Origin of the sequence: Dokdonia sp. PRO95, from assembly GCF_000355805.1 — a bacterium.
Classification (GTDB): domain Bacteria; phylum Bacteroidota; class Bacteroidia; order Flavobacteriales; family Flavobacteriaceae; genus Dokdonia.
Genome location: NZ_CM001837.1, coordinates 2,083,574 through 2,110,094 on the forward strand (window position 1 = coordinate 2,083,574; position 26,521 = coordinate 2,110,094).

Genomic DNA, 26,521 nt, shown 5'->3' on the forward strand with positions numbered 1-26,521 from the left:
AATTCCTACAAGTGTTAAAATATAAATGAGCTGTTATTGTATCTTTATCGCTCATCAATTAATTAATAATGAAAGTTCTTATCACAGGCGCAACGGGATTAGTAGGGCGCGCGCTTACAGACTTATGTCATAAAGATGGCATAAGTGTACATTATCTAACTACCTCAAAAGATAAAATTGAGGATACACCTAATTATAAAGGATTTTACTGGAATACAAAGACAGACGAGCTAGACGAAGCATGTTTTGATGGAGTCGAAACAATTATCCACCTTGCTGGAGCATCCATTGCGCAGCGCTGGACATTAGAAAATAAAAAGGCAATTTTTGAAAGTAGAGCCACAACAGCGAGATTGTTGTATAGTGCGCTTTCGCGAAAGCGGTCTAAAAACCAACCTATTTCTATAAAGCATTACATATCTGCCAGTGCAGTAGGTGGCTATCCATCATCATTTACAAAATTGTATGATGAATCTTATCCGGAATATGCTAAAGGCTTTTTAGGACAAGTTGTTGAAGAGTGGGAAAATGCTGCTTTAGAGTTTCAAAAGCTCGATATCATTACTAGCCGCGTGAGAACGGGGATTATTCTCGATAAAGACAGTGGAGCATTACCTAAAATTATGCAACCTGTAAAATATGGAGCAGGTGCACCATTAGGATCAGGAAAACAATGGCAATCATGGATTCATGTAGATGATATGGCAGGGATTTACTTCCATATATTAAAAAATAAATTGGCTGGTATATATAATGGGGTAGCACCACATCCAGTTACAAATAAAAATCTGACAGAGGTGGTAGCAGACACTATGGGCAAACCACTTATAATATCTAGGGTTCCTAAATTTGCACTTAAACTTATGCTAGGCGACATGGCAGCAATTGTGCTTGAAAGTCAAAAAGTAAGCGCTCTTAAAATTAAAACAGATGGATATAAATTTAAATACCCAAAAATCGATCAAGCTATTGAAAGCTTATTAGACTAACCAAAAAAAGAAAAGCCACTCGCGAGAGTGGCTTTTTTTATGCTCTATAAAAAGTAAGTCTTAAGCTTTAGTAGCTTTAAGATTTACAGTAAGCTCGATATCGTCAGATATAAATTTATCTCCTAGATTGTCAAATACAGATTGTGACCCGTAGTTTACTCCCCAATCAGTACGATCAATAGTAAATGGCTCGCTTGTAAGTGTCATATTTTCACCATCTACAGAGTAAGAAACTGGGAACTCAATGTTCTTCTTCTGGTCTCTCATAGTAAGATTACCTTGCATCATTTTTTTACCATCTTTTTCTGTAACTCCAGTTACTTCAAAAGCAGCTGTAGGATATTTTGCAACGTTAAAGAAGTGATCTTCTTTTCCTTCTGCCATTCCTTTTAGGTGTCCTTCAAGACTTTCTTTTCCGTCGCCAGCCTCAAGGTCAGTTACAGTAATAGAAGTCATGTCAATAAGAAATGTTCCAGTAATAGCATCTCCAGCAACATTTACAACACCATTCTCTATGTTGATAGTTCCGTTGTGCGTTCCTGTAGGCTTGCTTCCTACCCATTCAATTGTAGAGCTCGCAGCATCTACCTTGAATTTTGCAGCATTTTCTACCACAGCAACTTCTTGAGCATCTTTTGCTTCAGTTTCATTTTTTTCTCCTTTACAAGAAACTACTCCTGCTACAAGAGCTACGGCAGCAAGTGTATTTAAAATTTGTTTTTTCATGTTGATAATATTATTTAGTGAATTGCAAAATTAACATTTATACATAGCGCTTATCATAATGTTATCTTAAATAGTAGTACGCTTTCGCGAAAGCGTAACAAACCCCATCTTAGTTATTTGCCACATAACCCATGCAGGAGTAGAGCTTTAGTCTTGATGCTACTGGCAAAAGTAGTTAGGCAAGTAGCCGGGATATGATTTTAGTCATAACTGTAATAATATGATCATCTAAGAAGGAATGAAACCTTTGTAAGGCTACTGAGGGAAGTCTATTTATTGATAAATCGTTTTATTGAGCTGTTCGTTTATATGTATTATAAAAATCGCGATACTATTAGTTTTAAAAAGCCAGTGACATTTTGACATTTTAATACAATTGGCAGTACTTTTGCCACCTCAATAAAAATTGAATTTAAGACCACTATGGCAACAGAAGATAAAACACCAGATAATACAGTAGACGAAGCTGCTCAAGAGCAATTTGTAAACGAAGCAGAAGATGCAACGGTAGAGCCTACAGAGGAGGTAAAAGATGAAAGAAGCGAGCTAGAAATCGTTCAAGATCAACTGGCAGAGGAGAAGGATAAATTCTTACGCCTTTTTGCCGAATTTGAGAATTATAAAAGACGTACTACTAAGGAGCGTATAGAGTTATACAAAACTGCAGGACAAGAAGTCATACAAGCGATGCTTCCAGTTGCAGATGATTTTGATCGTGCTCTTAATGAATTTAAAGGCGATAAAGATGACGTTCACGTAAAAGGAATGACACTTATAAGCAATAAATTCAAGGAAACACTTAAGTCTAAAGGGCTTGAGGAAATGAGTGTGAAAGCTGGAGATGATTTTAATGCAGATCAACATGAGGCAATAACTCAAATACCAGCACCTAACAAGAAATTGAAAGGTAAAATTGTAGACGTAATAGAAAAGGGATATAAACTAGGAGACAAGATTATCCGGTTTCCTAAAGTAGTTACGGGACAATAAATTTAAAATGATTTATGTCGTAGTGTGGTGTAAAAGCGATATTACGATTGCAATAGATTAAGAGTGCTCAGTAACGCTGAGCTTTGATTATGAAAGAAGATTTTTACGACATATTAGGTATCTCAAAAGGAGCCACAGCAGCCGAAATTAAAAAAGCATACCGAAAGAAAGCGGTGCAATATCACCCAGATAAAAACCCTGGCGATGATACTGCAGAGGCAAACTTTAAGAAAGCTGCAGAGGCATATGAAGTGCTTAGCGATGATAACAAGCGTGCTCGTTATGATCAATACGGACATCAAGCCTTTGAAGGAGGCGCTGGTGGTGGTGGCTTCGGTGGCGGAGGTATGAATATGGATGATATTTTCAGTCAGTTTGGAGATATTTTCGGCGGTGCTTTTGGCGGCGGTGGAGGTGGTTTTTCTGGATTTGGTGGTGGCGGCGGTCAGCGTCGAGTGAAGGGAAGCAACCTACGTATTCGTGTAAAACTTACTATTGAAGAAATTGCAAACGGCGTTGAGAAAAAAATCAAGGTCAAGCGTAAAAAGCAAGCGGCAGGAGTTTCATATAAAACGTGTACAACCTGTAATGGTGCTGGACAAGTAACAAAAATCCAGAATACTATTTTAGGTCGTATGCAAACAAGCGCTCCTTGTACTACTTGTGGTGGAGCAGGGCAGATGATTGATAAACGTCCAGCAGGGGCAGATGCACAAGGTCTTGTAGTTGAAGAAGAGACAGTAAGTATCAAAATACCAGCAGGAGTTGTAGATGGAATGCAGCTCAAGGTTACGGGAAAAGGTAATGAAGCACCAGGAAATGGTATTGCAGGAGATTTACTTGTAGCAATAGAAGAAAAAGATCACGAGTTCTTACAAAGAGAAGGCGATAACCTTCACCTAGATCTTTACATTAGTATTAGTGAAGCAGTGCTAGGTACTTCAAAAGAGATTGATACTGTTACTGGAAAAGTACGCATCAAGATAGAAGAAGGCGTGCAGAGTGGTAAAATATTACGCTTGCGTGGTAAAGGTATTCCATCTATAAATGGCTATGGTAAAGGAGATTTACTTGTACATGTAAATGTATGGACGCCTAAAACACTTAATAAAGAGCAAAAGCAGTTTTTTGAGAAGATGGCTGCAGATGATAACTTTACACCAAACCCAGAAACTGGAGATAAGTCATTCTTTGAAAAAGTTAAAGATATGTTCTCATAATGTGAAACTTTCAAATTTTGTGAAACCAAAATTATTAGGTTCATAAAAAAAACTTATATTTGAATAACGTTAAACAATGTTTGACGTTATTTTTCTTTTTCATAGCAATTTTTTTTCCCATCCTGAACTTACGTCTAGGGTGGGTTTTGCTTTTAGGACGTTTTGTAATTATCTTTTTTATAACGTACAGCCGCTTTCGGCGTTGTAATAAGATCATTTTCTGTGTAGTGTCTTTAATAAAACTCCTAAATTATAGCTAACAGTTATGTCTTCGTCAGGTCATATTCCTATCTTAGCTTGATTAACTATTATCTATGAATTCATTACTCGTTGCAGATACTGTCTCAAAGAAGTTTGGTGACTTTACCGCACTTAATAACGTTTCCATTGCTGTCCCAGAAGGAAGCATTTTTGGGCTACTGGGCCCTAATGGCGCTGGCAAGACAACACTCATTCGTATTATCAACCAGATTACTATGCCAGATACGGGTAGTGTAACGCTAGGAGGTGAGCCATTACAACAGCATCACATACGCGACATAGGCTATATGCCAGAGGAGCGTGGCTTATATAAATCTATGAAAGTAGGGGAACAGGTGCTCTACCTAGCCCAACTTAAAGGTTTATCAAAAGCAGATGCAAAAAAACGAGCCAAACACTGGTTTGAAAAACTAGAAATAGGCGACTGGTGGGATAAAAAAATTCAAGAACTTTCTAAAGGACAGGCGCAGAAAATCCAATTTGTGGTGACCGTAATGCACCAGCCCAAGTTGCTCATTTTTGATGAGCCCTTCAGTGGTTTTGATCCTATAAATGCAAACCTCATTAAAGATGAGATTTTGCAATTACGTGATGAGGGAGCTACCGTTATCTTCAGCACGCACCGTATGGAATCTGTAGAGGAGCTATGCGATCATATTGCACTTATCAATAAGTCTAATAAAATACTAGATGGTGAGGTAAACAGTATTAAGAGAGCATACCAGAATAATACGTTTGATGTGGGAGTGCAGGTTGTAGATGAGACCGCTTTCGCGAAAGCGGAACAAGAACTCAAAGCTGCTTTTAAAGTAACTCAAGCGCATTTTAAAAGTCTTGGTAATGAACGTAAGCTTCGTGTGGAAATGGGCGATAAGTCTACACCAAACGAATTGCTTACTACCTTAAAAAATTATGGACAAGTCACTCATTTTATGGAAGTGATACCAAGCGTAAACGATATCTTCATTCAAACAGTTAGCCAAAACAAATGAGCATACTTAAGTTAATCATAAAGAGAGAGTACATTGCGAGAGTGCGTAATAAGTCGTTTTTAATAATGACATTTTTGAGTCCGCTTATACTTGTGGGGATGATTTTATTAATCTCTTACCTTACTCAACTTAATAGCGAGGATAAACGCACTATTGTAGTAGTAGACGACTCTGGGAAATTTGAAACTGTATTTTTTAATACAGAACAGACTACCTATCTCAATCTTAGCGATCAGGGACTAGAAGCAGGAAAAGAGGTTGCTAAGGGTGAAGGTTATTATGGGCTTATCCATATCAATGATAATCCTGCTGTAGTAGAAGATGCTGTTACCTTTTATGGCAATGAAACACCTTCTTTTAGCTTTATAGGAGATATAGAAAAACGCATCGAAAAGAAAATGACCGATGAGAATCTCATCGCTCAAGGTATAGACTTGAATACACTAGAAACTGCCAAAAGCAGTATTGATGTGCAAATAGAAAATTTTTCTGGTGAGACGAGTTCTAAAATGAGTAACTGGGTAAAAGCTGGTTTTGGTGGTGCTGCGGGTTATTTATTAATGATGTTTATTATCATATATGGTAACATGGTAATGCGTTCTGTGATTGAGGAAAAGACCAATAGAATCATTGAAGTAATTATATCTTCTGTAAAACCCTTCCAGTTAATGATGGGTAAAATATTAGGTACTACACTCGCAGGAATCACACAATTCTCAATATGGGTTCTTGTGGGAGGGATTTTGCTAGTCGTTCTTACTACTGTATTCGGTATTGATCCTTCAGCAGCATCTGCGGCGAGTCCTGCTGCTTCACAAGCACAACAAATAGCAGAAGATCCTGGGATGGTGATTGAGTTACTACAAGAGATTCAAAAGTTACCTCTATTACAACTAGTAGGAGGCTTCTTTATTTATTTTATAGGAGGATACTTTTTGTATAGTTCTATATATGCAGCGATAGGTGCAGCAGTAGATAATGAAACAGATACACAGCAGTTTATGTTACCTATCATTATGCCGTTAATGTTGGGGATTTATGTTGGCTTTTTTGCAGTGATAGATAATCCTCATGGAACGGTAGCGACCGTTTTCTCAATCATACCACTTACGTCACCTATAGTGATGTTGATGCGTATACCGTTTGAGGTTCCGGTGTGGCAACTTGCATTGTCTATTACCTTACTAGTGGCATCATTCGTGTTTACAGTATGGTTTGGATCAAAAATATACCGTGTAGGGATATTGATGTATGGTAAAAAACCTACTTATAAAGATTTAATAAAATGGTTAAGATACTAGCACTCCTTCTTGTTATGCAGGAAGAGACTGTAGAGAAGGTAAAAGATATTATTGAACAAGACGTATGGGGCACTATTAAGGAGTGGCTGGGCTTCGAGCTTATAAGTGTAGGAAAGGAACCTAATCATATAGGGCTTACTATTGGTCATCTTATTATTCTAATAATAGCTTTTATACTCACAAGCATTCTCCTTAAGTGGATACGTGTGTTAATGACACGTAAAATGGAGGGCGATGACAAACTTAAGTTTGTAAGTGTTTTTAAGTTTATCAAGTATATCGCTTATATAGTGGTAGTGCTTGCTACGATGAGTGCTTCAGGGATTAATATTACGGTGCTGCTCACAGCATCTGCAGCATTATTTGTAGGTTTAGGACTTGCATTGCAGGAGGTATTTCAAGACGTAATAGGTGGTATTCTTATTATGATTGATAAGTCTATATCTGCAGGAGATATTATAGAAATGGATGGAAGAGTAGGTCGTGTGTTTGAAATTAAATTACGTACTACAAGAGCATTAACTAGAGATGATAAAGTAATAATTATCCCTAATCATAAGTTTATAACAGACACTGTCTATAATTACACTCAAAACCATAAAACCACCCGAGAGAATGTAAAGGTGGGCGTTGCTTATGGAAGTGATACGAGACAAGTGGAAAAAATATTACTAGAATGTGCAGTTGCACATCCTGAGATTTTAAAGCATCCAAAGCCTTTTGCACTTTTTGAAAACTTTGGTGATAGTTCGCTTGATTTTGGTTTATACTTTTTTGTGAGAGACAGTTTTGTAGACCCAAGAATTAAAAGTGCGCTTAGGTATGCTATAGACGACCGTTTTCGCGAAAGCGGGATTTCCATTCCCTTTCCTCAAAGAGATGTACATCTTTTTAATACGGCAAACCCAATATATACACCTAATAAAACAGCAGTTAATACCAATATCGAACCCCCTAAAAATGATATGATTGATGAATAAACAGACTAACATTATTATAGTATTACTACTGTTGAGTGGTACTTGTTTTGCTCAGCTTACAGATTTGGCTAGGATTGAGTACACGTACTTTCCACAGGAACAGTCTGATAATTCATTTAGAAGGTTTAGAACATTTATCAATGTTCCTATAAAACTTAAAGAAGATACGTACCTCGTTCCAGGGGTGGAGTATCGTAACGTTAATCTAAAGTTTGAAGATGTTGTGCCTTTTAGTCGTGAGGATTTAGATAGGTTTCAATCATTTAGCTTCTCCTTAGGGTATACTCAAAAAATAAGCGAAAAGTGGCGTATAGGAGCAAAACTAGGAACCACTGTAACCTCAAATTTTAGTACAGGATCTGCTGCTAGTAGTGATTATGTGCACACTGGAGCTTTATATTTTATAAATGATAAAACAAATGAAGGACTGGATAAACCGTGGCGACTTATTATTGGTGGCCGCTATGATACAGAGTCTGGAAGACCATTTCCACTACCCTTTATAAACTATTATAGAGAGTTTCATCCAGATTGGTCATTTACTTTAGGTGTTCCAAAATCGAATATAAAACGTTATTTTGGGAAAGACCGCAGGCACATTCTCCAAAGTTTTGTAACCCTAGATGGATTTTATGCAAATATTCAAGATAATGTAGATGTAGCAATACCTGCACAAGAATTTGAAACGGCAGAGAGTATCTCTATGATGGTAGCACTATTTGGTGTGGGGTATGAGTACTGCTTTACAAAACACTTAGTATTCTATATCTATGCTGGACATACAATCATAAATGACATACGATTGCGTGATGGCGATAGAGACGATGTATTTACCATAAACGACAGAAATACATTTTATGGTCGTTCAGGTATTAAATTTAAAATATAACAATGGCAAAGATTTTAATTATAGAGGATGAGGCCGCGATACGTCGTGTACTTACCAAAATATTATCAGAAGAGAGTAAGGATTATCAAGTAGAAGAAGCTGCAGATGGGCTTGAAGGTATTAATAAGATACGCGAGGAGGACTATGACTTAGTGCTATGTGATATTAAAATGCCAAAAATGGATGGAGTAGAGGTACTTGAGGCTGCTCGTAAGCTCAAGCCAGAAATCCCTATGGTGATGATTTCTGGACATGGTGACCTAGATACGGCTGTAAATACAATGAGGTTAGGTGCTTTTGATTATATCTCTAAGCCACCAGATCTTAATAGATTACTTAATACCGTACGCAACGCACTAGATCGCAAGACCCTTGTCGTAGAAAATATTCAGCTTAAGAAAAAGGTGAGTAAGAAGTACGAGATGGTGGGTAAAAGCAAGGAGATTGGTCAAATAAAAGAAATGATTGAGAAGGTTGCTCCTACAGATGCCAGAGTACTTATTACTGGGCCTAATGGTACTGGTAAAGAACTTGTTGCTCACTGGTTACACGAGAAAAGTGATCGAGCAAAAGGAGCACTTATAGAAGTAAACTGTGCTGCAATACCGTCAGAGCTTATTGAGAGCGAACTTTTTGGCCATGTAAAAGGTGCTTTTACGAGTGCAAATAAAGATCGTGCAGGTAAGTTTGAAGCTGCAAACGGTGGAACTATATTTCTAGATGAAATAGGAGATATGAGTCTTTCTGCACAAGCCAAAGTGCTTAGAGCCTTACAAGAAAGCCGTGTACAACGTGTAGGGAGCGATAAGGATATTAAAGTAGATGTACGTGTAGTGGCGGCAACTAATAAGAATCTAAAAGAAGAAATTGCAGAAGGTAGATTCCGTGAGGATTTATATCATAGACTGGCAGTAATTTTAATTAAAGTACCGGCGCTAAATGATCGTAGAGATGATATCCCAATTCTTATAGAGCATTTTGCAAAGAAAATTTCTCAAGAACAAGGAACCGCAAAAAAATCATTTTCAGATAAAGCTATTGATTTACTAAAGGCTTATGACTGGACAGGAAACATACGTGAACTGCGCAATGTAGTGGAACGACTTATTATCTTAAGTGGTCCAGAAGTGTCAGAAGGAGATGTAAAACTATTTGCTAGTAAATAATATAATTATGAGTGACATTAAACCAGAAGACTATAAAATCACTAACGGTGTGACACTTTCAGATAGAGAGACCACCTTGTTTCCAGACGTAGAAGAGAAGGAGCTAGAAAGTAAGCTCAAGAAAATACGTAAGAAATTAGGCAAACTTCAAGACACTATGTACGCGCATGATAAATATAGCGTGCTTGTTTGTCTTCAAGGGATGGATACTTCTGGTAAGGATAGCCTCATACGTGAAGTCTTTAAGGATTTTAATGCACGTGGTGTTGAGGTACAAAGTTTTAAAGTGCCTACAGAGCTAGAGTTAAGTCATGACTACTTGTGGCGTCATTACTTAGCATTACCAGAGCGTGGTAAATTTGGCGTGCATAACCGTACGCATTATGAGAATGTGCTTGTCACTCGAGTGCACCCAGAATATATTTTAGGAGAAAAATTGCCTGACGTTCACAGCATAGATGATGTAAATGAAGCATTCTGGGATAAGCGATTTGAGCAAATCAAAAACTTCGAAAAGCACCTTACAGAGAACGGAACCATTATCTATAAATTCTTTATGCATTTATCTAAAGATGAGCAAAAGGATAGATTATTACGCAGACTTAATAAGAAAGAGAAGAACTGGAAATTTTCGGCGGGAGATTTAAAGGAGCGCAAGCTTTGGGATACTTATCAAGAATATTATGAGGACGCCATAAATCGTACATCGACAGAGAAGGCTCCGTGGTATGTGATTCCGGCAGATAACAAGCCAGCAGCCAGACTTGCTGTAGCAACCATATTACTAGAGACACTGTCGCAATATGACGATATCCAAGAGCCAGAATTAGACGATAAAACAAAGGCAAATCTTGCCGATTATAAAGAACAGTTGAGCAATGAATAAAAATTTACGTTATATACTTGCGACTGCACTAGTAGTTGTTTCCGCTTTCGCGAAAGCGCAAAATGATTCAATTACCGTGAGAAAAATATACTCGGCAGCGCTTACAGAAGGGCAAAGTTACGAGTGGCTTGATCATCTTTCTAACCAAATAGGATCGAGACTAAGCGGAAGCCTAGGAGCTGAAAGAGCCGTGACGTGGACAAAAAGCGAACTAGAAAAAGCGGGTCTTGATAAGGTGTGGTTACAACCAGTGATGGTGCCAAAATGGATACGTGGTGAAGCTGAAAGAGCATTTATAGAAGGGGATAACGCAAGCACGACATCTGTACCTATTTGTGCATTGGGAGGTTCTGTTGCTACAAAGACTACTGGACTTAAAGCACATGTAGTTGAGGTGATGGGAATAGAAGAATTAAAAGGTTTAAATCCTGATGAGGTAAAAGGTAAAATTGTCTTTTTCAATAGGCCTATGGATGATGAGCTTATAAGAACATTTCAAGCTTATGGTGGATGCGTAGACCAGCGTTATGCAGGAGCGATGGAAGCGGCAAAGCTAGGCGCTGTAGGTGTAATCGTAAGATCTGTAACACATAGCTTTGATGATTACCCGCATACAGGATCGATGTCTTATGGTGACTTACCAAATTCAAAACGTATTCCCGCAGCGGCAATCAGTACCAAAGGGGCAGCGCTTTTAAGTACATCGTTGAAACTAAATCCTGATACCAAGTTTTTCTATAAAATGTCTTGTAAAAATCTCGCAGATGTTGAGTCGCATAATGTGATAGGAGAGATTACAGGAAGTGAATATCCAGATAAATATATGGTCGTAGGCGGTCACTTAGATTCTTGGGATCTAGGAGACGGCTCGCATGATGATGGTGCGGGGGTAGTGCAAAGTATGGAAGCTTTACGATTAATGAAAGCAATAGGCTATAAGCCTAAGCATAGTATACGTGTAGTATTATTCATGAATGAAGAAAATGGCCTTCGAGGAGGTAATAAGTATGCTCGAGAAGCTAAGGCAAAGGGTGAAAACCATGTCTTTGCTTTAGAAAGTGACTCTGGAGGATTTACACCAAGAGGTTTTTCTTTTGATAGTGACGATCGTAACTTTAATGAAGTGCTCACTTGGAAATCATTATTTGAGCCTTACTTAATCCATGACTTTACAAGGGGAGGAAGCGGTGCAGATATTGGTCCGCTCAAAGCTACAAATGATGGTATTGTACTCGCAGGACTGCGTCCAGACTCACAACGTTATTTTGACCATCACCATGCGGCAAATGATACCTTTGATGCAGTAAATAAAAGAGAACTTGAACTAGGCGCTGCCACAATGACCAGCCTATTATATTTGATGGATAATTATATACAGCCTTCAGGGAAATAATGCTCTTTTATTCATGGGCTAGATTATGCTAAGAATACTTTTCCTTTTAGTGACAATTAATTGTATCTCTCAGAAAACGGAGAGGATGCCGCTTTTACATATCGCTCCAGAGGTAATGTATCTCTATGACAATAACATAGAGAACAAAGACGATATAGAAGCATCAGATTTTGAACCGAGAGATAGTGATTTTGTACAGGCTTTAGGAGTCAATGTCGGCTTCAATGTGAGTGAATATCTATCGATTGGAGCTTTTTTGAGTACAGAAAAAGTATTGTCAAGAAATCTTGATTATAATGGCTGGGCAATAGTTGCAAACTTTGGAACAGAACCCCAGAAAAACGGTTGGGCAGCAAGTATGAAACTTGGTAGCCACTTTGGAAATAACTTAAGAGAAGGAGGATTTTTAGGAAGATTTGGTTTGGGTTTTAAATTTTATCTTTTTAAACTTTTCACCGCACAAACAGAGTTTATCTACTCTTATCAAGCTTTAAAATTTAAAGAAATTGTTGACGTCGAGTCTAGACAAAACTTAACCATTAATGGAATAGGCTTGTCTATGAAAATATACTTGTAGATAATTGATTTATTTGTAATGTTTTAAATACTTTTAAGAATTAATTCATCAATCAATCTTAAAATGAAAAGAAATTTAAAACTCACGTACCTCTCAATCACCCTCTTGTTATGTTCGCTTACTTTATCTTCTCAAGAAAATGCACTTGCACCACTAGAAAATTTATTTAGCGCAAATCTCAATATTGTAGGTGCAGGAGTAACTTATGAGCGTGTTCTTGGTGATAAGTTCACTACGCATTTCAATGCCTCTTATCAACTCGTAGGAGTTAGTGGAGGCAGTAATCAAGATGTTGATTTAACTTTTGCAGGTAATTTTTCTGTTGGCGCTCGTTATTATTATAACAGAGAACGCCGCTTTGAAAAAGGAAAAAAGCTCACACAGAACGCGGGTAACTTTTGGGCTGCAGAGTTTCAAGTTATTCCTGATTTCACCGTTGCAACGGAAGAACGTAATGTAAGATATCTGACAACTTATCTTGTAGGAGCAAAATATGGCCTACGCAGAAACATCACAAGAAATTTAAATTACGAATGTGAATTCGGACTAGGATATTTATTTACAGATGAGGATGCCACTGTTTATCCATTGTTAGAATTTAAACTTCAATACGTTTTATTCTAACTTTTAGCTAGAAGTCAGCAGCCCTTTTTCTTGATAAATGGCAATGCCTTTGTCTATCATAGCACTAATGGATGCCTCGAGTGAGGCATCCATTTTTTTGATATGAAAACAGCTTTTGCCTTTCAAACATTTTCTTAAGGCAGGATCGATGTCTGTAAATGCAGCTACATCTGTATAAATGGGGAAGAAGTACAACCTACAATCCTTGGGCTTTGGAATCACACTTGCAAAATAAAAACCATCTACTTTCTGTTTTCCTTGCATGGTAGGTATGGTGCCTGCCACTTCTAAGCCTGCACTATCGTCTTTTCTGAGCTGTAAGTGCTGCTCGTGGCGTTTAATAATAGCACGAAGTGCGAGGTCTATTTCGATAGGATTTGTGATCATATACAGTTCCAGTATTAATTACAAGCTTAAGATAGTAAATTGGTTGAAATCTAGGCGCTCTTTCTATGGGATGAAGTATTTTTGCGCTTTCGCGAAAGCGTATCAAATCTAATTAATGAGATTCTCAGACTACACAAAGGAATTTGGCATCAATCTTAAAATAGCATATCCTATTATGTTAGGACAGCTAGGTCATATTCTTGTAGCACTGGCAGATAATTTAATGGTTGGACAGCTGGGTGCAGCACAACTTGCAGCAGTAAGTCTAGGCAATAGCTTGGTGTTTATTGCACTTTCCATAGGTATCGGATTTTCATTTGCCATCACTCCGCTTGTAGCAGAGGCAGATGGGAAGGATGATATAGAAAAAGGTCGCTTGCACTTTCATCACGGAGTGATTATGTGTACCATAAATGGCGTGCTACTATTTATTACGCTATTAATCGCAAAACCGTTGTTATATATGCTTGATCAGCCACCAGAGGTGGTAGAGCTTGCAATTCCATATCTTGAGATTGTAGCACTGTCTATGATTCCGCTCATGATTTTTCAAGGTTTTAAGCAGTTTGCAGATGGCCTGTCACAAACCAAATATGCAATGTATGCTACCATTATAGCAAACGTGGTCAACGTTGTATTTAACTACGTCTTGATTTACGGTATTTGGGTATTCCCAAGATTAGAAGTAGAAGGTGCAGCCTGGGGAACTTTAATTTCACGTTTCTTTATGGTAGCACTGTTGATATTTATGCTTTCGCGAAAGCGTAAATTCAAACCCTATTTTCACTGGGGAAGTAAGGAGCACATCCAGCTTGCTGAGTTTAAAACCTTATTTAAATTAGGATTTCCAACAGCATTACAGATGCTTTTTGAAGTAGGCGTTTTTACAGCTGCTATATTTTTATCTGGAATACTAGGAACAAATGCACAAGCGGCAAATCAAATTGCGCTTAACCTTGCCTCTATGACATTTATGATTGCTGTAGGATTAGGAGTAACGGCAACCATACGCGTGGGAAATCAAAAAGGTAAAGCCGATTTTCCTAACCTACGACGTATCGCTTTTTCTATTTTTATACTCTGTTTCTTAATTGAAGCTGTATTTGCAGTAGGATTTATATTGCTTAAAGACTGGCTTCCTCCATTTTATATAGATAATCCAGAAGTGATTTTTCTAGCAGCCCAATTATTAATTGTGGCAGCGTTATTCCAACTAAGTGACGGAGTGCAAGTAACCATACTTGGAGCATTGCGCGGATTGCAAGATGTAAATATTCCCACAGTAATCTGTTTTATAGCCTACTGGATCATAGGATTCCCTATCATGTGGTATATGGGAAAAGAGGAGCAATTGGGTGTTCAAGGTGTCTGGGTGGGCTTACTAGCAGGGCTTACGGCCTCTGCAGTAATGTTGTACTTTAGATTTAATTACCTTAGCAAGAAATTAATAGACCAACAGTAATAATACGATATTTATGAAAGTACCTAAGTTCCTTTTAGGCGATAATTCAGATTTTTCAGATCACATCTTTGTGATACATACGGAGTTTCCTAGGTTTATTATAGACCTTACGATAGACGAGATAGAATGGTTTGAAGAGTTTGACCGTCAAGATGAAGATGAGCTAGCCTCAGAAACAGAAAATGCCATCAAAGATGCTACAGAATGGTATGATGCTGAGATGGAGAAATTTGACCAAGAGCAGTAAACGGTGGACCAACTTATCCAATACGATCAAGAGTTTTTTCTTTTCCTCAACGGTTTAGGATCACCTACGTGGGATCAATTCTGGCTTATTGTTACAAATAAGCTTAGCTCGATTCCTTTATATGCCTTGCTACTCTTCTTTATTTATAAAAAGTTTGGTGTAAAGGGAACCTTGATAACAGTGGTAGCGGTTGCGTTACTCATTACGTGTGTAGACCAACTAGCAAATGCTTTTAAGCATGGTTTTGAAAGACCACGTCCTTGTAGGGTAGAAGACTTTAAAGGAATTATAAGATATGTAGCAGAGCGCTGTGGGCGCTATGGTTATTATTCTGCGCATGCGGGTAATAGTATGGCAGTGGCTGTATTTGCAGGACTAGCTCTAAAATCTACACATAAAAATTTAATTTTCATACTGCTATTTTGGTCTGCGATGGTAGGTTATAGCCGTATTTATGTAGGTGTTCATTATCCAGGTGATGTGCTTACAGGTTGGGTAATAGGAGCGATTATAGGCTTCGCAATCTATAAGTTACAGCAGTGGGCTGTAGCAAAGTGGGCTTAAGAATCGGCGGTTGCTATCAGTGATTTTGCAGCTTTGAAAGGTGATACCTCGCCGCAAGCCACTTTTTCAAGAATCTCGGGAAGCGTTGACTTCACATCCTTGTTATTATAAAATGTGTCCTTAAGAGTGTTCTCTATAGTTTGTAATAGCCAAAACTTGTTCTGCTCTGCTCTTTTCTTGGAAAAATATCCAGAGGCCTTTGTATGATTACAGTAATCTGAAACTAAGTCCCAAGAATCTGAAATTCCTGAATGTTCTAAGGCACTACAAGTAATAACTTTTGGAGCCCAATTGCTAGGCTTTGGAGGGAAAAGGTGCAATGCTTTTGCAAAAGCAGATCTAGCCAGCCGTGCTGCCTTTTCATTACCACCATCTGCTTTATTGATTACAATGGTGTCTGCCATTTCTATAATCCCGCGTTTAATTCCTTGTAATTCATCTCCTGCTCCTGCTAGCTTTAGTAGTAGAAAGAAATCAACCATAGAGTGTACTACCGTCTCACTCTGACCTACACCTACGGTTTCAATAATAATAGTATCAAAGCCTGAGGCTTCGCATAATATGATTGCCTCTCTAGTTTTACGAGCAACGCCACCTAGAGAATCTCCAGAAGCACTAGGACGTATAAATGCATTAGGGTTTTGAGATAGCTCATACATCCTCGTTTTATCACCTAAGATACTACCATGAGAAACAGAGCTCGTAGGGTCTACCGCAAGTACAGCTACTTTTTTACCTTGGTCTGTAAGATAGTTTCCTAAGCTTTCTATAAACGTACTCTTACCTACACCAGGAACACCTGTGATTCCTAATCTAACAGACTTATTGGCATGAGGTAAACACAGTTCTATAAGTTGTTGTGCTTTTACTTGATGCTCTTGAACCGAGCTTTCTATTAAAGTGATTCCTTGTGATAATGCAGTGATATTACCAGCAATTAATAGCTGGGCCAGTTGTGATACATCAATAGTGCCTTGCCTTTTACTTTTTTTGTAAAATGCAGGATTAATACTCTTGTTTATGGATGTGTTTTTGTCGCTCACAATGGTGATGCCAAATTACTACTTTCTACATACATCTACATCAAAAAAAAACCACCATTTGGTGGTTTAACTTATTTTGAAGCATTCATTTTTTTAAAATCTATAACTCCTGAATTTTTCTTCTTGAGTTTTTTCTCTTTTGCCTTTTGTTTCTTTTTTTTCATCTTTTTCTTGAGCTTCAAGAGTTCGATGTGTGATTGCTTCATCTGGAATTCCATAGGTACAAGTACTTCTAAAATATTTACTGGAAGCCATCCATCGTCTATAATATCTTTAAGTAAGTTAAGTACAACTTCATCTTGTACCATACATTCTCCTATAAGATATTTTGGTTTGCTATTTTCTAGCGCAGCTTTTACTTCAATCCAGTCGCGATTAGAATTTCCTTTTACGATGTCTAATCTACTCGGTTCAATGCCTTCTTGCGACATACGCTCCACTATTTTATGGCAAAAGCGATTTCTATTCACACTTTCATGACTCAAAAAGCGCTTGTATTCTGTAATCTGGATATCTTCTGCGGCATTAAAGTAGCGTCGCTCTGCCCAGAAGCATTCATCTAGTAGATCATTTAATTTTTCGTACGATAAGTCAAGGTGCTTCATAGGGCTATTGTTATGGTCAAATATAATTCAGGATTAAACGTACGTGTACTAACTTAGTGTTAATACCTCTATATTTAAGAATAGTTTATTCAAAAATCATAGATTATCTTAATTTTCTGTTAATGTCGTATTTTTTTAGGTCATTTGCAACATAAAGAAAATAGTATCGTCTTTAGAGAGAATAGCAATCACAACCATCAAAACCAACCAACCATTTTGCTAGTTACTGAAATCATAGAAAAATGTAAAACTAATGATCGCAAGGCACAGCTGCAGCTGTACAATAAGTATTGTGATGGTATGTACCACGTCGCCTTTAGATTTTTAAAAAATTCATTTGAAGCAGAGGAAGCGATGCATGAGGGGTTTATAAATGCCTTTGCAAAGCTGCATCAGTTTACTGGAGAAGTCACCTTTGGAGCCTGGCTTAAGCGTATCGTGATTAATAAAAGTCTCGATATGATCAAGGCAAAGAAAGCAGTGATTATCCCGCTTAATGAAGAGGTAATGGGCAAAGTGGATGATGATGACGGTTGGGATGTAGGAGACGACGTTACTATAGAACATGTAAAAAACGTTATCAGCGAACTTCCTGAAAAGTATAAATTTCCTCTTATGCTATTCTTAATAGAGGGTTATGATCATCAGGAAATTTCAGAAATATTACAGATTACAGAAGTGGCTTCAAGAACGCTGGTGCACCGCGGGAAGAAAAAACTTCAACAACAATTAAAGACGCTTAATTATGGCACAGGATATTAGAGAGCTCATGAAGAATGATAGCGACAGTAAGGAATCACTGCGCGAGGGACATACACGTCGCTTTGAGAATTTACTTGAAGAGCGCTTGCCTATTCAGGAGCAAAAAACTTCGGCTAAAGGAGGTATCTATTTATGGATGAAAATTGCAGCAGTACTTATTGTAGCTGGTGGAATTGTATTTATGGTGTATAATAACGCTTTCGCGAAAGCGGAAGATCAACAAATAGTAGAGGTAGAGACAAGTGAAAAACAAAGTGCAGAACCAGAAGTGTTACTAAGCGCCATCTCACCAGAATTTAAACGAGTGGAGGATTATTACCTCGCAAGTGTAAATCTTGAGATTGCGAGATTAGAAATCACTGATGATAACAAAGAACTTATAGATGCTTTTATGAAGCAACTGTCTGATCTGGATGAAGAGTACAAGAGCCTCAATCGTGAGATTACCGAAAGTGGAGTAAGTGATGAAATGGTAAGTGCGATGATTGAGAATCTCAAATTACGTGTAGAGCTTATGATAAAGCTCAAGTCAAAATTGAAAGAAATGAAAAACGCTGCTCAGCAAGAAGCAGCCATTCAAACCGTATAAAAATGAAACAGTCAAACATATTTTGGACCTTCCTAGCGCTGCTTTTTGTGGCATCTGGAAGTGTATTTGCACAAAGCAAAAAAGAAAAACTAAACGAGCGCTTCTCAGTTAATAAGGATGTGTCTATCACAGTAGATACACGCTATGCAGATGTAGTTTTTGAAACATGGAATAAAAATGAAGTATCTGTAGAGGCTTATGTAGAAGGTAAAGATGCTAGTACTGCTCTCAAATCATGGGACTTAAATGTGTCAGGTAATAGTAATAATGTGCGCATTACTAGTAAAGGTGGTTATAGCGACGCAAAGGTGTATGATAGAAATGATATAGGTAACCTCAATCTAGATCTTGATCTAGACCTTGGAGAAATTATAGGTCAATCGCTTAGCCTAGTGGAGCCGGTAATGAATGGTCTTGTAGGGCCTCTGTTAGAAGGAATATCTGGACAACGATTACCAGATGAGTTTTATGAGGAAATGGGAAAGATGAAATTTGACCATGAAGCCTACAAAAGAGAGGGAAGAGCTTATCTCGATAGATGGGAGAAACAAGTGGATAAAAGCTATGGCCCAGAGTTTGAAGAAAAAATGGAGAGATGGAGCGCAGAGTTTGAGCGTAAGTCTGAGGACTGGAGTGAGCGCTTAGTAGAACGTTCTGGGATCCCTAGGTGGCCTTTTAAAAGCGGAGGTAATATGACCTTTGATAGTGATGAGTATGAAAAAGACAAACAGGCATATGTAAACAAGCTAAACAGAAAGTACAACACAAGAGTAAGTGTACGTGAGGTAGATAAATGGCTGGATGATGTAGAGGCTTGGGGAGAGGATTTTGGAAAAAAGATGGAAGACTGGGGAGAAAACTTTGGTGAGTCTATGGAAGCATGGGGAGAATCTTTTGGAGAGAACTTTGGCAAGTCTATGGAGAAGTGGGGAGAATCTTTTGGGAAAGACATGGAAAAGTGGGGTGAAAACTTTGGAAAGAAAATGGAGCGCTGGGCAGAAGAGCACGATGGAGAATGGGAAGAAAAACATACTAAGGATGAAAAAGGAAACAAGAGTAGCCACTTTAGCCTTAATTGGGATTCTGAAAATAGTGCGTCAAAAAAGTCAAATAAAAATGTAAAACGTATAATAATTATCAAGATGCCTAAAAAGGCAGAGCTAGATTTAAATGTACGTTATGGTAAAGTGAGAATGGCAGATGCTTATAATGCAAAAGCTACAATCTCACATGGAAGCCTTGTAGCAACAAACATCGATGGAGGGCAAACCTCCTTCGATGTTTCTTATAGCCCAGTTGCGGTTGCAAACTGGAACGAGGGAACTCTTGATGTGAATCATGTGAAAGAATGTAACATCTCAACTGCAAATAACATTAAGGTAACGTCAAACTCTAGTAATGTAAATATAAATCGGATTGATGGAGCTGGGATGATATCTGGATCATTTGGTAAGCTATCCATACCCCAAGTGAGTGATAACTTTGGATCGCTTACTATCTTTCTTGAGAATAGTGATCTCTCAATGAGATTACCACAATCTGCTTTTAATTTTAATTATAGCGGAGATCATAATGACTTCTTTATTCCAAAACAGCTGGAGACACAGTCTATGAAGAATGGATCTACAGAGATGGTAAATGGTTTTCATAAATCACGCAGTAGTGCAAATACCATCACTATCAATGCTAAGTATAGTGACGTAGTACTACAGTAAATAAAGATTATATAATTGATTACTTTGCAGCTATGGCTGCTTTTTGTGTTCACCCTAGATTAAGTACTTTTATGGTGTAATAGACCCTCTATGAATAACACTTTTTTAAGTTCGCTCACACAGCAATTCACACCCATCATAAATCCTACCTTTCAAAAGGAGGATTACTTTCCATTAGATTTGTCTACAGCCAATAAGGATCTAGATATTGATATGCTCACGCGGCCGCATGATCATCATGATTTTTTACAAGCGTATCTCGCACAAAATGATGCTAAAGTTGCTTATGGTGGCTATCTGGAGCAGCGTCCACTATATGATCGATCAGATTATTTTCAAGCTACAGATCCAAAGGACAAGCGTAATATCCACCTAGGAATTGATTTGTGGTGTGATGAAGGTACAGGGGTGCTCAGTCCTTTAGAGGGTGAGATACATAGTTTTAAGCGCAATGAGAATTTTGGTGATTATGGTCCTACCATAATCTTAAAACATAAGATAGGGGAGCACACATTTCACACCTTGTATGGCCATCTGAGTTTGTCTTCTCTAGAAGGTAAGGAAGTAGGGCAAAAGGTGGCAGCAGGTGAGCTTATAGCAACTTTGGGTGCTCCAGATATTAATGGTGATTATGCGCCGCACCTGCATTTTCAAATTGTGATAGACATGGAAGGCAAGGAAGGAGATTATGCAGGCGTAGGAAGCCAGAATACCTTAGATTTCTACAAGAATAACTGCCCAGACCCTAATCTGCTATTAAAAATTTATTAATCGCTTGCGCAACGGCGTGTTCTTTATTTGTAAAAGGACTCACATAATCTGCTAGTGACTTTAGGGTGTCTGTGGCATTTGCTACTGCAACACCTAGTCCTACCTTTTTTATGAGTTCATCGTCATTATGATTATCGCCAAAAGCCATTACTTCACTCATCTCATAGCCATATTGGGCTAGTAAAAGTTTTTTCAAAGCAGTTGCTTTGTCTATATTTTTTGGAGTGATCTCGAGATACGTATCCTTAGAGCGATAAAAGTGTACGGTATCTTTATAAGCGGGCGTGAGAAGTTCTATAATTTCGTCAAGCTCTTCTGGCTTACCCATACACATGAGTTTATGGATTCCAAGATGCTCCTTGTTTAAAAAATCGAGACTTTCTAAGGCTGTTTGATATACTGGAGTTGCACTGGTATTGTTTATTTCGCGCAAGCTCCACTCATCTTCCCTATCTGTAAACCAGTGTTCATGACTATAAATACTTAGGTTATAAGTATGTTCAGCGTGATGACGTACTAAGTTATCGAGTAGCGAAGTAGGGAAGGTGTTGCTTTCTATAACCGTGTTATCCTTGCCTATAATAAGCCCGCCATTAAAAGCTATTAGAGACTCACCTAGGTTGCCCAGACCTTCTTGTAAGTACCGCATAGCTTGCGGCGGTCTTGAGGATGCTAGAATGAGGGGTAATCCCGCTTTCGCGAAAGCGTAAACAGTCTCTTCACTTAACCAGCGCTCTTTATTTAATAACGTACCGTCTATATCTGAACATAGTATTTTTATAGTGTTTTCCATAATGTAAGAAACTAAAACGGCGAACTTAAAAGTTCGCCGTTGTTATATAATCAAAAGTGGTAGTTAGTTTTGTACAATTACCCATTGTCCTTTTGCAAGGAGTGGTTCTGCTTGTTTGAACTTTACTTCCTTAGTCTCGCCATTCATCACGTTTTTAATAGTTACACGGTCATTACGGCCTATTTTAGGTTGAGACCTTACGATAGTCTCTGTTACTTGTTGTTGCTGTGGCTGTGTGTTTCCAGCTGCTCTTGCCTGCGTAGAACGCTCATCAAGATTAGGAATTTCTTCCTTTTGAGTTTGTGTTTGTTCACGAGTTTCACGCACTTGAGAAGCATCACTTACTTGCTGCTGGTTGCCTTGTGGAATTTCTCCTTTAAATAAGAAAGAAATTACGTCCTTATTTACTTTATCAATCATCGTTTTGAAAAGCTCAAAAGCTTCAAACTTATAGATGAGTAAAGGATCTTTTTGCTCGTGTACAGCAAGGCGAACACTCTGCTTAAGTTCATCCATCTTACGAAGGTGATCTTTCCAAGCGTCGTCTATGATGGCAAGAGTAATATTCTTTTCAAAATCTGTTACTAGTTGCTTACCATCAGTCTCGTAAGCTTCTTTAAGATTTGTTACTACACGTAGCTCTTTGTTTCCGTCAGAAAAAGGAACAACAATACGTTCAAACTTTGCAGCAGGATCTTCATACACTCGCTTGATGATAGGGAATGCAAGGTCTGCATTCTTAGTCATCTTCTCTCTGTAGTGCTCAAAAGAGGCTTTGTAAATGATATCTGTAAGCTCCTTTGCAGATTTACTTGCAAACTCACTTTCACTCACTGGGCTCGTCATTGAGAAATAACGGATGAGCTCGAACTCAAAGTTCTTGTAATCTTGAGCCTGCTTGTTTGACTCTACAATTACCTCAGAAGTATCATAAATCATGTTTGCGAGATCTACTCGTAAACGTTCTCCGTAAAGTGCATGGCGACGGCGCTTATATACAACCTCACGTTGCATATTCATCACATCATCATACTCAAGAAGGTTCTTACGTACACCAAAGTTATTTTCTTCTACTTTTTTCTGGGCACGCTCAATAGATTTTGAAATCATTCCATGTTGGATAACTTCTCCTTCCTTAAGACCCATTCTGTCCATCATCTTTGCAATACGCTCAGAACCGAATAAACGCATTAAGTTATCTTCAAGAGATACATAAAACTGTGAGCTTCCTGGATCTCCTTGACGTCCAGAACGACCACGTAGCTGTCTGTCTACACGACGAGAGTCATGACGCTCTGTACCTATAATGGCAAGACCACCGGCCTTTTTTACTTCGTCAGATAATTTAATATCTGTACCACGACCTGCCATGTTTGTAGCAATAGTTACCACGCCTGGATTACCAGCCTCTGCAACAATATCTGCTTCTCTTTTATGGAGCTTTGCATTAAGTACATTGTGAGGAATCTTACGTAGTGTAAGCATTTTTCCAAGTAATTCTGATATCTCTACAGAAGTCGTACCAATTAGTACAGGACGTCCAGCTTTAGAAAGCTCTGTTACTTCATCAATTACTGCATTGTACTTCTCGCGTTTAGTTTTGTAAACTAAATCGTCTTTATCTTTTCTAGCAATTGGGCGGTTAGTAGGAATCTCTACAACGTCAAGTTTGTAGATTTCCCAAAGTTCGCCAGCCTCTGTTACCGCTGTACCTGTCATACCAGATAGCTTGCGATACATACGGAAGTAATTTTGAAGTGTTACCGTTGCAAAAGTTTGTGTAGCATCCTCAATTTTTACATTTTCTTTTGCCTCAATCGCTTGGTGTAGACCATCACTGTAGCGACGACCGTCCATAATACGACCGGTTTGCTCATCTACAATCATTACTTTGTTATCCATTACTACATACTCTGTATCTTTTTCAAATAAAGTGTATGCTTTAAGCAATTGGTTCATGGTGTGGATACGCTCAGACTTAATCCCAAAATCTTTAAAAAGCTCTTCTTTTTCTGCAGCTTCTTCTTCTGGTGATAATCCTTTTGCCTCTATTTTTCCTATCTCAAGGCCTATCTCAGGCATTGTGAAGAAATCAGGGTTTTCTTTTCCAGAAAGTGTTTCTATCCCTTTATCAGTAAGTTCAATCTGGTTGTTCTTTTCGTCTATCGTGAAGTATAGTGCCTCATCTATTTGATGCATTTCACGGTTATTATCTTGCATGTAGAAGTTCTCCGTCTTTTGTAATAATTGACGTATTCCTTCTTCACTCAAGTATTTTATAAGGGCTTTATTTTTAGGTAACCCACGGTATACTCGTAAGAGTTGTTTACCACCTTCCTTTGTGTCACCAGCAGCAATAAGTTTTTTTGCTTCTGGAAGTACTTTTACAAGCTCCTGACGTTGTATGTTTACAATCTTCTCAATTTGCGGCTTAAGCGCATTAAATTCATGCACATCTCCCTTAGGTACAGGTCCAGAAATAATAAGTGGTGTACGTGCATCATCTACAAGAACAGAATCTACCTCATCTACAATCGCATAATTAGGAGGTCTTTGTACAAGATCTTCAGGTTTATGTGACATATTATCACGTAGGTAGTCAAAACCAAATTCGTTATTTGTACCATAAGTAATATCTGCCGCATATGCTGCACGACGCTCAGGGCTATTAGGTCTGTGATAATCTATACAATCTATTGTCATCCCATGGAACTGGAATATAGGAGCCATCCACGCGCTATCACGTTTTGCTAGGTAGTCATTTACGGTTACTAGGTGTACTCCATTCCCCGTAAGTGCGTTGAGATATACTGGTAAGGTAGCCACAAGTGTTTTACCTTCTCCCGTTTGCATCTCGGCAATTTTTCCTTGGTGCATTGCGATACCACCTATGAGCTGTACATCATAGTGAATCATATCCCATGTTACTTCTTTTCCAGCAGCATCCCAGCTATTTGACCAGATAGCTTTATCCCCTTCTAATGTCACATAATCTTTTGTGCCACTAAGTAAGCGATCATACTCTGAGGCAGTAACCTCAAGTGCTGTGTTATTAGTAAAGCGTTTTGCAGTTTCTTTTACAACGGCATAAGCCTCCGGTAATATTTCGGTGAGTGTTTTTTCAGATATTTCGTATGCTTCGTCTTTAAGCTTGTCAATTTCTGCATAAACGTCCTCACGTTCATCAATATCTTCGGTAGCCTCGGCTTTGATTTTTAGCGCTTCGGTAGCGTCTGTATTTTCCTTAAGCGCAGCGGCTAGCGTTCTTTTGAATTCAAGAGTTTTTTCGCGTAAGCTATCCAGAGATAATTTTTCTAAAGCTGCTTCGTGGGCTTTGATTTCGGCTACAATAGGAGTGATTGCTCCTACATCTTGTTTAGACTTATCGCCTACAAAAATCTTTAATACATTATCTAAAAATCCCATAATATGGTGTTGTTTTATGTCAATTTTGAACCCGTAAATTTAATCAAAAAAAAAGCCTCATAGAGAGACTTTTTAGTGTTTTAACGGGTATATTTTTAATATTCGTCTTCGTTCCAGAGGTAATCCTCGTCTGAGGGATAGTCTGGCCAGATCTCTTCGATAGAATCATAAGAGTCACCTTCATCCTCAATAGCCTGTAGATTTTCTACAACCTCAAGTGGTGCTCCTGTTCTAATCGCATAATCGATCAACTCATCTTTAGTAGCAGGCCAAGGCGCGTCACTTAGGTAAGAAGCTAGTTCAAGTGTCCAGTACATAGCATTTGTTTTTTTAATTTGTGCAAAAATAATTTTTCTAGGCAGAAATGCAAGTGAATTGGTGATTATTTCAAAATAAATGTAAGAACGTGGCTTTCAGACCTTGTAAAGTGGTGGATTTCGCTTTCGCGAAAATTTTCCTTCCTCTTAATAGTGCTTTTTCTGTAATCGGTACTCTTAATCTAGCTTTGTAGGTATCCATTTAACCTCATCTGCTTGTAAGTCTTTAGACAACTTTCGTGCCAGCACAAATAGGTAGTCAGAAAGGCGGTTAAGGTATTTAAGTGTATGCTTGTCAAACGGCTCTAGCTCATAAAGTGCTGTTGCTAAACGTTCTGCGCGTCTACACACCGTACGTGCTACGTGACAATATGACACGGTAGTGTGACCGCCAGGGAGTACAAAATGTGTCATTTGAGGTAGCGTTGTTTCCATCCAGTCTATCTCCTTTTCTAGCAGTTCAATGTCCTCTTCATTAATTTTTGGAATATTGAGTCTATCCTTTCCATTTTTGAGTACCATTTTTTCTGGATCTGTTGCCAGTACAGCACCTACAGTGAATAGTTTATTTTGGATATGCGTGAGTATTTCTTTGCTGCGTACATCAATTTCTTGATCGCGCACTAGCCCTATAAACGAGTTAAGCTCGTCTACAGTACCATAACTATCTATTCTTATGTGATGTTTTGGGACGCGCGTTCCGCCAAATAAAGCGGTAGTTCCTGCATCTCCAGTCTTTGTGTATACTTTCATTATCTTTTTTTTCTAAACTAGTGTCTAATACTAGTGTTTAAGATTGAGATTTCTTTTTAATGGTGCTCATGGCGCGGTAACTTATAGCCATAA

At 38.3% G+C, this 26,521-nt stretch carries 27 protein-coding genes; 19 read left to right on the forward strand and 8 right to left on the reverse strand.

Features of this window, described 5'->3' with window-relative positions; translation table 11 throughout:
• Positions 1-68: 68 nt before the first annotated feature.
• Entirely contained in the window at positions 69-989 is a 921-nt protein-coding gene (locus tag D017_RS09395; RefSeq protein ID WP_035336181.1) for a TIGR01777 family oxidoreductase, read from the forward strand.
• A gap of 60 nt (positions 990-1,049) precedes the next feature.
• Here the strand turns inward: D017_RS09395 and D017_RS09400 are convergent, their stop codons facing one another.
• On the reverse strand, positions 1,050-1,715 hold the full coding sequence (locus D017_RS09400) for a YceI family protein (protein WP_035336182.1): 666 nt from the start codon (positions 1,713-1,715) through the stop codon (positions 1,050-1,052).
• 423 nt (positions 1,716-2,138) lie between these two features.
• On the opposite strand from D017_RS09400, the gene D017_RS09405 reads away from it, so the two are divergent.
• The 11 genes from D017_RS09405 (at position 2,139) to D017_RS14955 (ending at position 12,994) form a co-directional block, all read left to right on the forward strand.
• Positions 2,139-2,705 carry a nucleotide exchange factor GrpE gene (locus tag D017_RS09405; protein ID WP_035336183.1) on the forward strand — a complete coding sequence of 189 codons (567 nt, stop codon included), beginning with the start codon at positions 2,139-2,141 and terminating at the stop codon, positions 2,703-2,705.
• An 89-nt stretch (positions 2,706-2,794) separates the two neighbouring features.
• Positions 2,795-3,925, forward strand: a complete 1,131-nt coding sequence (gene dnaJ / locus D017_RS09410; RefSeq protein WP_035336185.1) for a molecular chaperone DnaJ — start codon at positions 2,795-2,797, stop codon at positions 3,923-3,925.
• A gap of 314 nt (positions 3,926-4,239) precedes the next feature.
• Positions 4,240-5,178 (forward strand): ATP-binding cassette domain-containing protein, encoded by a 939-nt coding sequence (locus D017_RS09415; protein WP_035336186.1) that lies wholly within the window; start codon positions 4,240-4,242, stop codon positions 5,176-5,178.
• Positions 5,175-6,479, forward strand: coding sequence for an ABC transporter permease (locus D017_RS09420; protein ID WP_035336188.1), 1,305 nt, complete (start codon positions 5,175-5,177; stop codon positions 6,477-6,479). Before D017_RS09415 ends, D017_RS09420 begins: the two co-directional genes overlap by 4 nt.
• Positions 6,464-7,459, forward strand: a complete 996-nt coding sequence (locus tag D017_RS09425; protein WP_035336189.1) for a mechanosensitive ion channel domain-containing protein — start codon at positions 6,464-6,466, stop codon at positions 7,457-7,459. The genes D017_RS09420 and D017_RS09425 overlap by 16 nt, the downstream gene beginning before the upstream one ends.
• Complete coding sequence (locus D017_RS09430) at positions 7,452-8,348, forward strand: DUF6268 family outer membrane beta-barrel protein (RefSeq protein WP_035336190.1); 897 nt, start codon at positions 7,452-7,454, stop codon at positions 8,346-8,348. The genes D017_RS09425 and D017_RS09430 overlap by 8 nt, the downstream gene beginning before the upstream one ends.
• A gap of 2 nt (positions 8,349-8,350) precedes the next feature.
• Positions 8,351-9,514 carry a sigma-54 dependent transcriptional regulator gene (locus D017_RS09435; RefSeq protein ID WP_035336192.1) on the forward strand — a complete coding sequence of 388 codons (1,164 nt, stop codon included), beginning with the start codon at positions 8,351-8,353 and terminating at the stop codon, positions 9,512-9,514.
• A gap of 7 nt (positions 9,515-9,521) precedes the next feature.
• Positions 9,522-10,400 carry a phosphate--nucleotide phosphotransferase gene (locus tag D017_RS09440; protein ID WP_035336194.1) on the forward strand — a complete coding sequence of 293 codons (879 nt, stop codon included), beginning with the start codon at positions 9,522-9,524 and terminating at the stop codon, positions 10,398-10,400.
• Complete coding sequence (locus tag D017_RS09445; RefSeq protein ID WP_035336195.1) at positions 10,393-11,793, forward strand: M20/M25/M40 family metallo-hydrolase; 1,401 nt, start codon at positions 10,393-10,395, stop codon at positions 11,791-11,793. The genes D017_RS09440 and D017_RS09445 overlap by 8 nt, the downstream gene beginning before the upstream one ends.
• An 85-nt stretch (positions 11,794-11,878) precedes the next feature.
• Positions 11,879-12,370: a hypothetical protein gene (locus tag D017_RS09450; RefSeq protein WP_035336196.1), complete on the forward strand. Its 492-nt coding sequence runs from the start codon at positions 11,879-11,881 to the stop codon at positions 12,368-12,370.
• A gap of 63 nt (positions 12,371-12,433) precedes the next feature.
• Positions 12,434-12,994, forward strand: coding sequence for a DUF3575 domain-containing protein (locus D017_RS14955; protein WP_051583855.1), 561 nt, complete (start codon positions 12,434-12,436; stop codon positions 12,992-12,994).
• Between the two features lie 3 nt (positions 12,995-12,997).
• On the opposite strand, the gene D017_RS14960 is transcribed toward D017_RS14955, so the two are convergent.
• A complete protein-coding gene (locus D017_RS14960) occupies positions 12,998-13,381 on the reverse strand; it encodes a hypothetical protein (RefSeq protein ID WP_051583856.1) in 384 nt (127 codons plus the stop codon).
• A gap of 115 nt (positions 13,382-13,496) precedes the next feature.
• Here D017_RS14960 and D017_RS09465 point away from each other — a divergent pair, with 115 nt between their 5' ends.
• The 3 genes from D017_RS09465 to D017_RS09475 are packed head-to-tail and all read left to right on the forward strand — an operon-like array spanning position 13,497 to position 15,654.
• Positions 13,497-14,843: an MATE family efflux transporter gene (locus D017_RS09465; protein ID WP_035336197.1), complete on the forward strand. Its 1,347-nt coding sequence runs from the start codon at positions 13,497-13,499 to the stop codon at positions 14,841-14,843.
• 13 nt (positions 14,844-14,856) lie between these two features.
• A complete protein-coding gene (locus D017_RS09470) occupies positions 14,857-15,090 on the forward strand; it encodes a hypothetical protein (protein ID WP_035336198.1) in 234 nt (77 codons plus the stop codon).
• 3 nt (positions 15,091-15,093) lie between these two features.
• Complete coding sequence (locus tag D017_RS09475; protein ID WP_035336199.1) at positions 15,094-15,654, forward strand: phosphatase PAP2 family protein; 561 nt, start codon at positions 15,094-15,096, stop codon at positions 15,652-15,654.
• On the opposite strand, the gene meaB is transcribed toward D017_RS09475, so the two are convergent.
• Both meaB and D017_RS09485 read right to left on the reverse strand, forming a co-directional pair.
• A complete protein-coding gene (gene meaB / locus D017_RS09480) occupies positions 15,651-16,697 on the reverse strand; it encodes a methylmalonyl Co-A mutase-associated GTPase MeaB (RefSeq protein ID WP_051583857.1) in 1,047 nt (348 codons plus the stop codon). The two genes, D017_RS09475 and meaB, sit on opposite strands and share 4 nt — an antisense overlap.
• A gap of 71 nt (positions 16,698-16,768) precedes the next feature.
• The gene (locus D017_RS09485; RefSeq protein ID WP_035336203.1) at positions 16,769-17,302 is read right to left on the reverse strand and encodes a DUF2383 domain-containing protein; all 534 of its coding nucleotides are present in this window, start codon (positions 17,300-17,302) and stop codon (positions 16,769-16,771) included.
• Positions 17,303-17,518: 216 nt separating this feature from the next.
• Here D017_RS09485 and D017_RS09490 point away from each other — a divergent pair, with 216 nt between their 5' ends.
• The 4 genes from D017_RS09490 (at position 17,519) to D017_RS09505 (ending at position 21,139) form a co-directional block, all read left to right on the forward strand.
• Positions 17,519-18,064, forward strand: coding sequence for a sigma-70 family RNA polymerase sigma factor (locus D017_RS09490; RefSeq protein ID WP_035336205.1), 546 nt, complete (start codon positions 17,519-17,521; stop codon positions 18,062-18,064).
• On the forward strand, positions 18,048-18,653 hold the full coding sequence (locus D017_RS09495) for a hypothetical protein (protein ID WP_035336206.1): 606 nt from the start codon (positions 18,048-18,050) through the stop codon (positions 18,651-18,653). The genes D017_RS09490 and D017_RS09495 overlap by 17 nt, the downstream gene beginning before the upstream one ends.
• 2 nt (positions 18,654-18,655) lie before the next feature.
• Complete coding sequence (locus D017_RS14965) at positions 18,656-20,368, forward strand: hypothetical protein (RefSeq protein WP_051583858.1); 1,713 nt, start codon at positions 18,656-18,658, stop codon at positions 20,366-20,368.
• 90 nt (positions 20,369-20,458) lie between these two features.
• Positions 20,459-21,139: a peptidoglycan DD-metalloendopeptidase family protein gene (locus D017_RS09505; RefSeq protein WP_035336207.1), complete on the forward strand. Its 681-nt coding sequence runs from the start codon at positions 20,459-20,461 to the stop codon at positions 21,137-21,139.
• On the opposite strand, the gene D017_RS09510 is transcribed toward D017_RS09505, so the two are convergent.
• The 4 genes from D017_RS09510 to D017_RS09525 form a co-directional block, all read right to left on the reverse strand.
• Entirely contained in the window at positions 21,114-21,932 is an 819-nt protein-coding gene (locus tag D017_RS09510) for a Cof-type HAD-IIB family hydrolase (RefSeq protein WP_035336208.1), read from the reverse strand. The genes D017_RS09505 and D017_RS09510 overlap by 26 nt on opposite strands.
• Positions 21,933-21,995: 63 nt before the next feature.
• Positions 21,996-25,358, reverse strand: a complete 3,363-nt coding sequence (gene secA / locus D017_RS09515; protein WP_035336210.1) for a preprotein translocase subunit SecA — start codon at positions 25,356-25,358, stop codon at positions 21,996-21,998.
• 95 nt (positions 25,359-25,453) lie between these two features.
• Positions 25,454-25,675: a DUF2795 domain-containing protein gene (locus tag D017_RS09520; protein ID WP_013751528.1), complete on the reverse strand. Its 222-nt coding sequence runs from the start codon at positions 25,673-25,675 to the stop codon at positions 25,454-25,456.
• A 177-nt stretch (positions 25,676-25,852) separates the two neighbouring features.
• A complete protein-coding gene (locus tag D017_RS09525) occupies positions 25,853-26,428 on the reverse strand; it encodes a cob(I)yrinic acid a,c-diamide adenosyltransferase (RefSeq protein ID WP_035336211.1) in 576 nt (191 codons plus the stop codon).
• Positions 26,429-26,521: the final 93 nt, after the last annotated feature.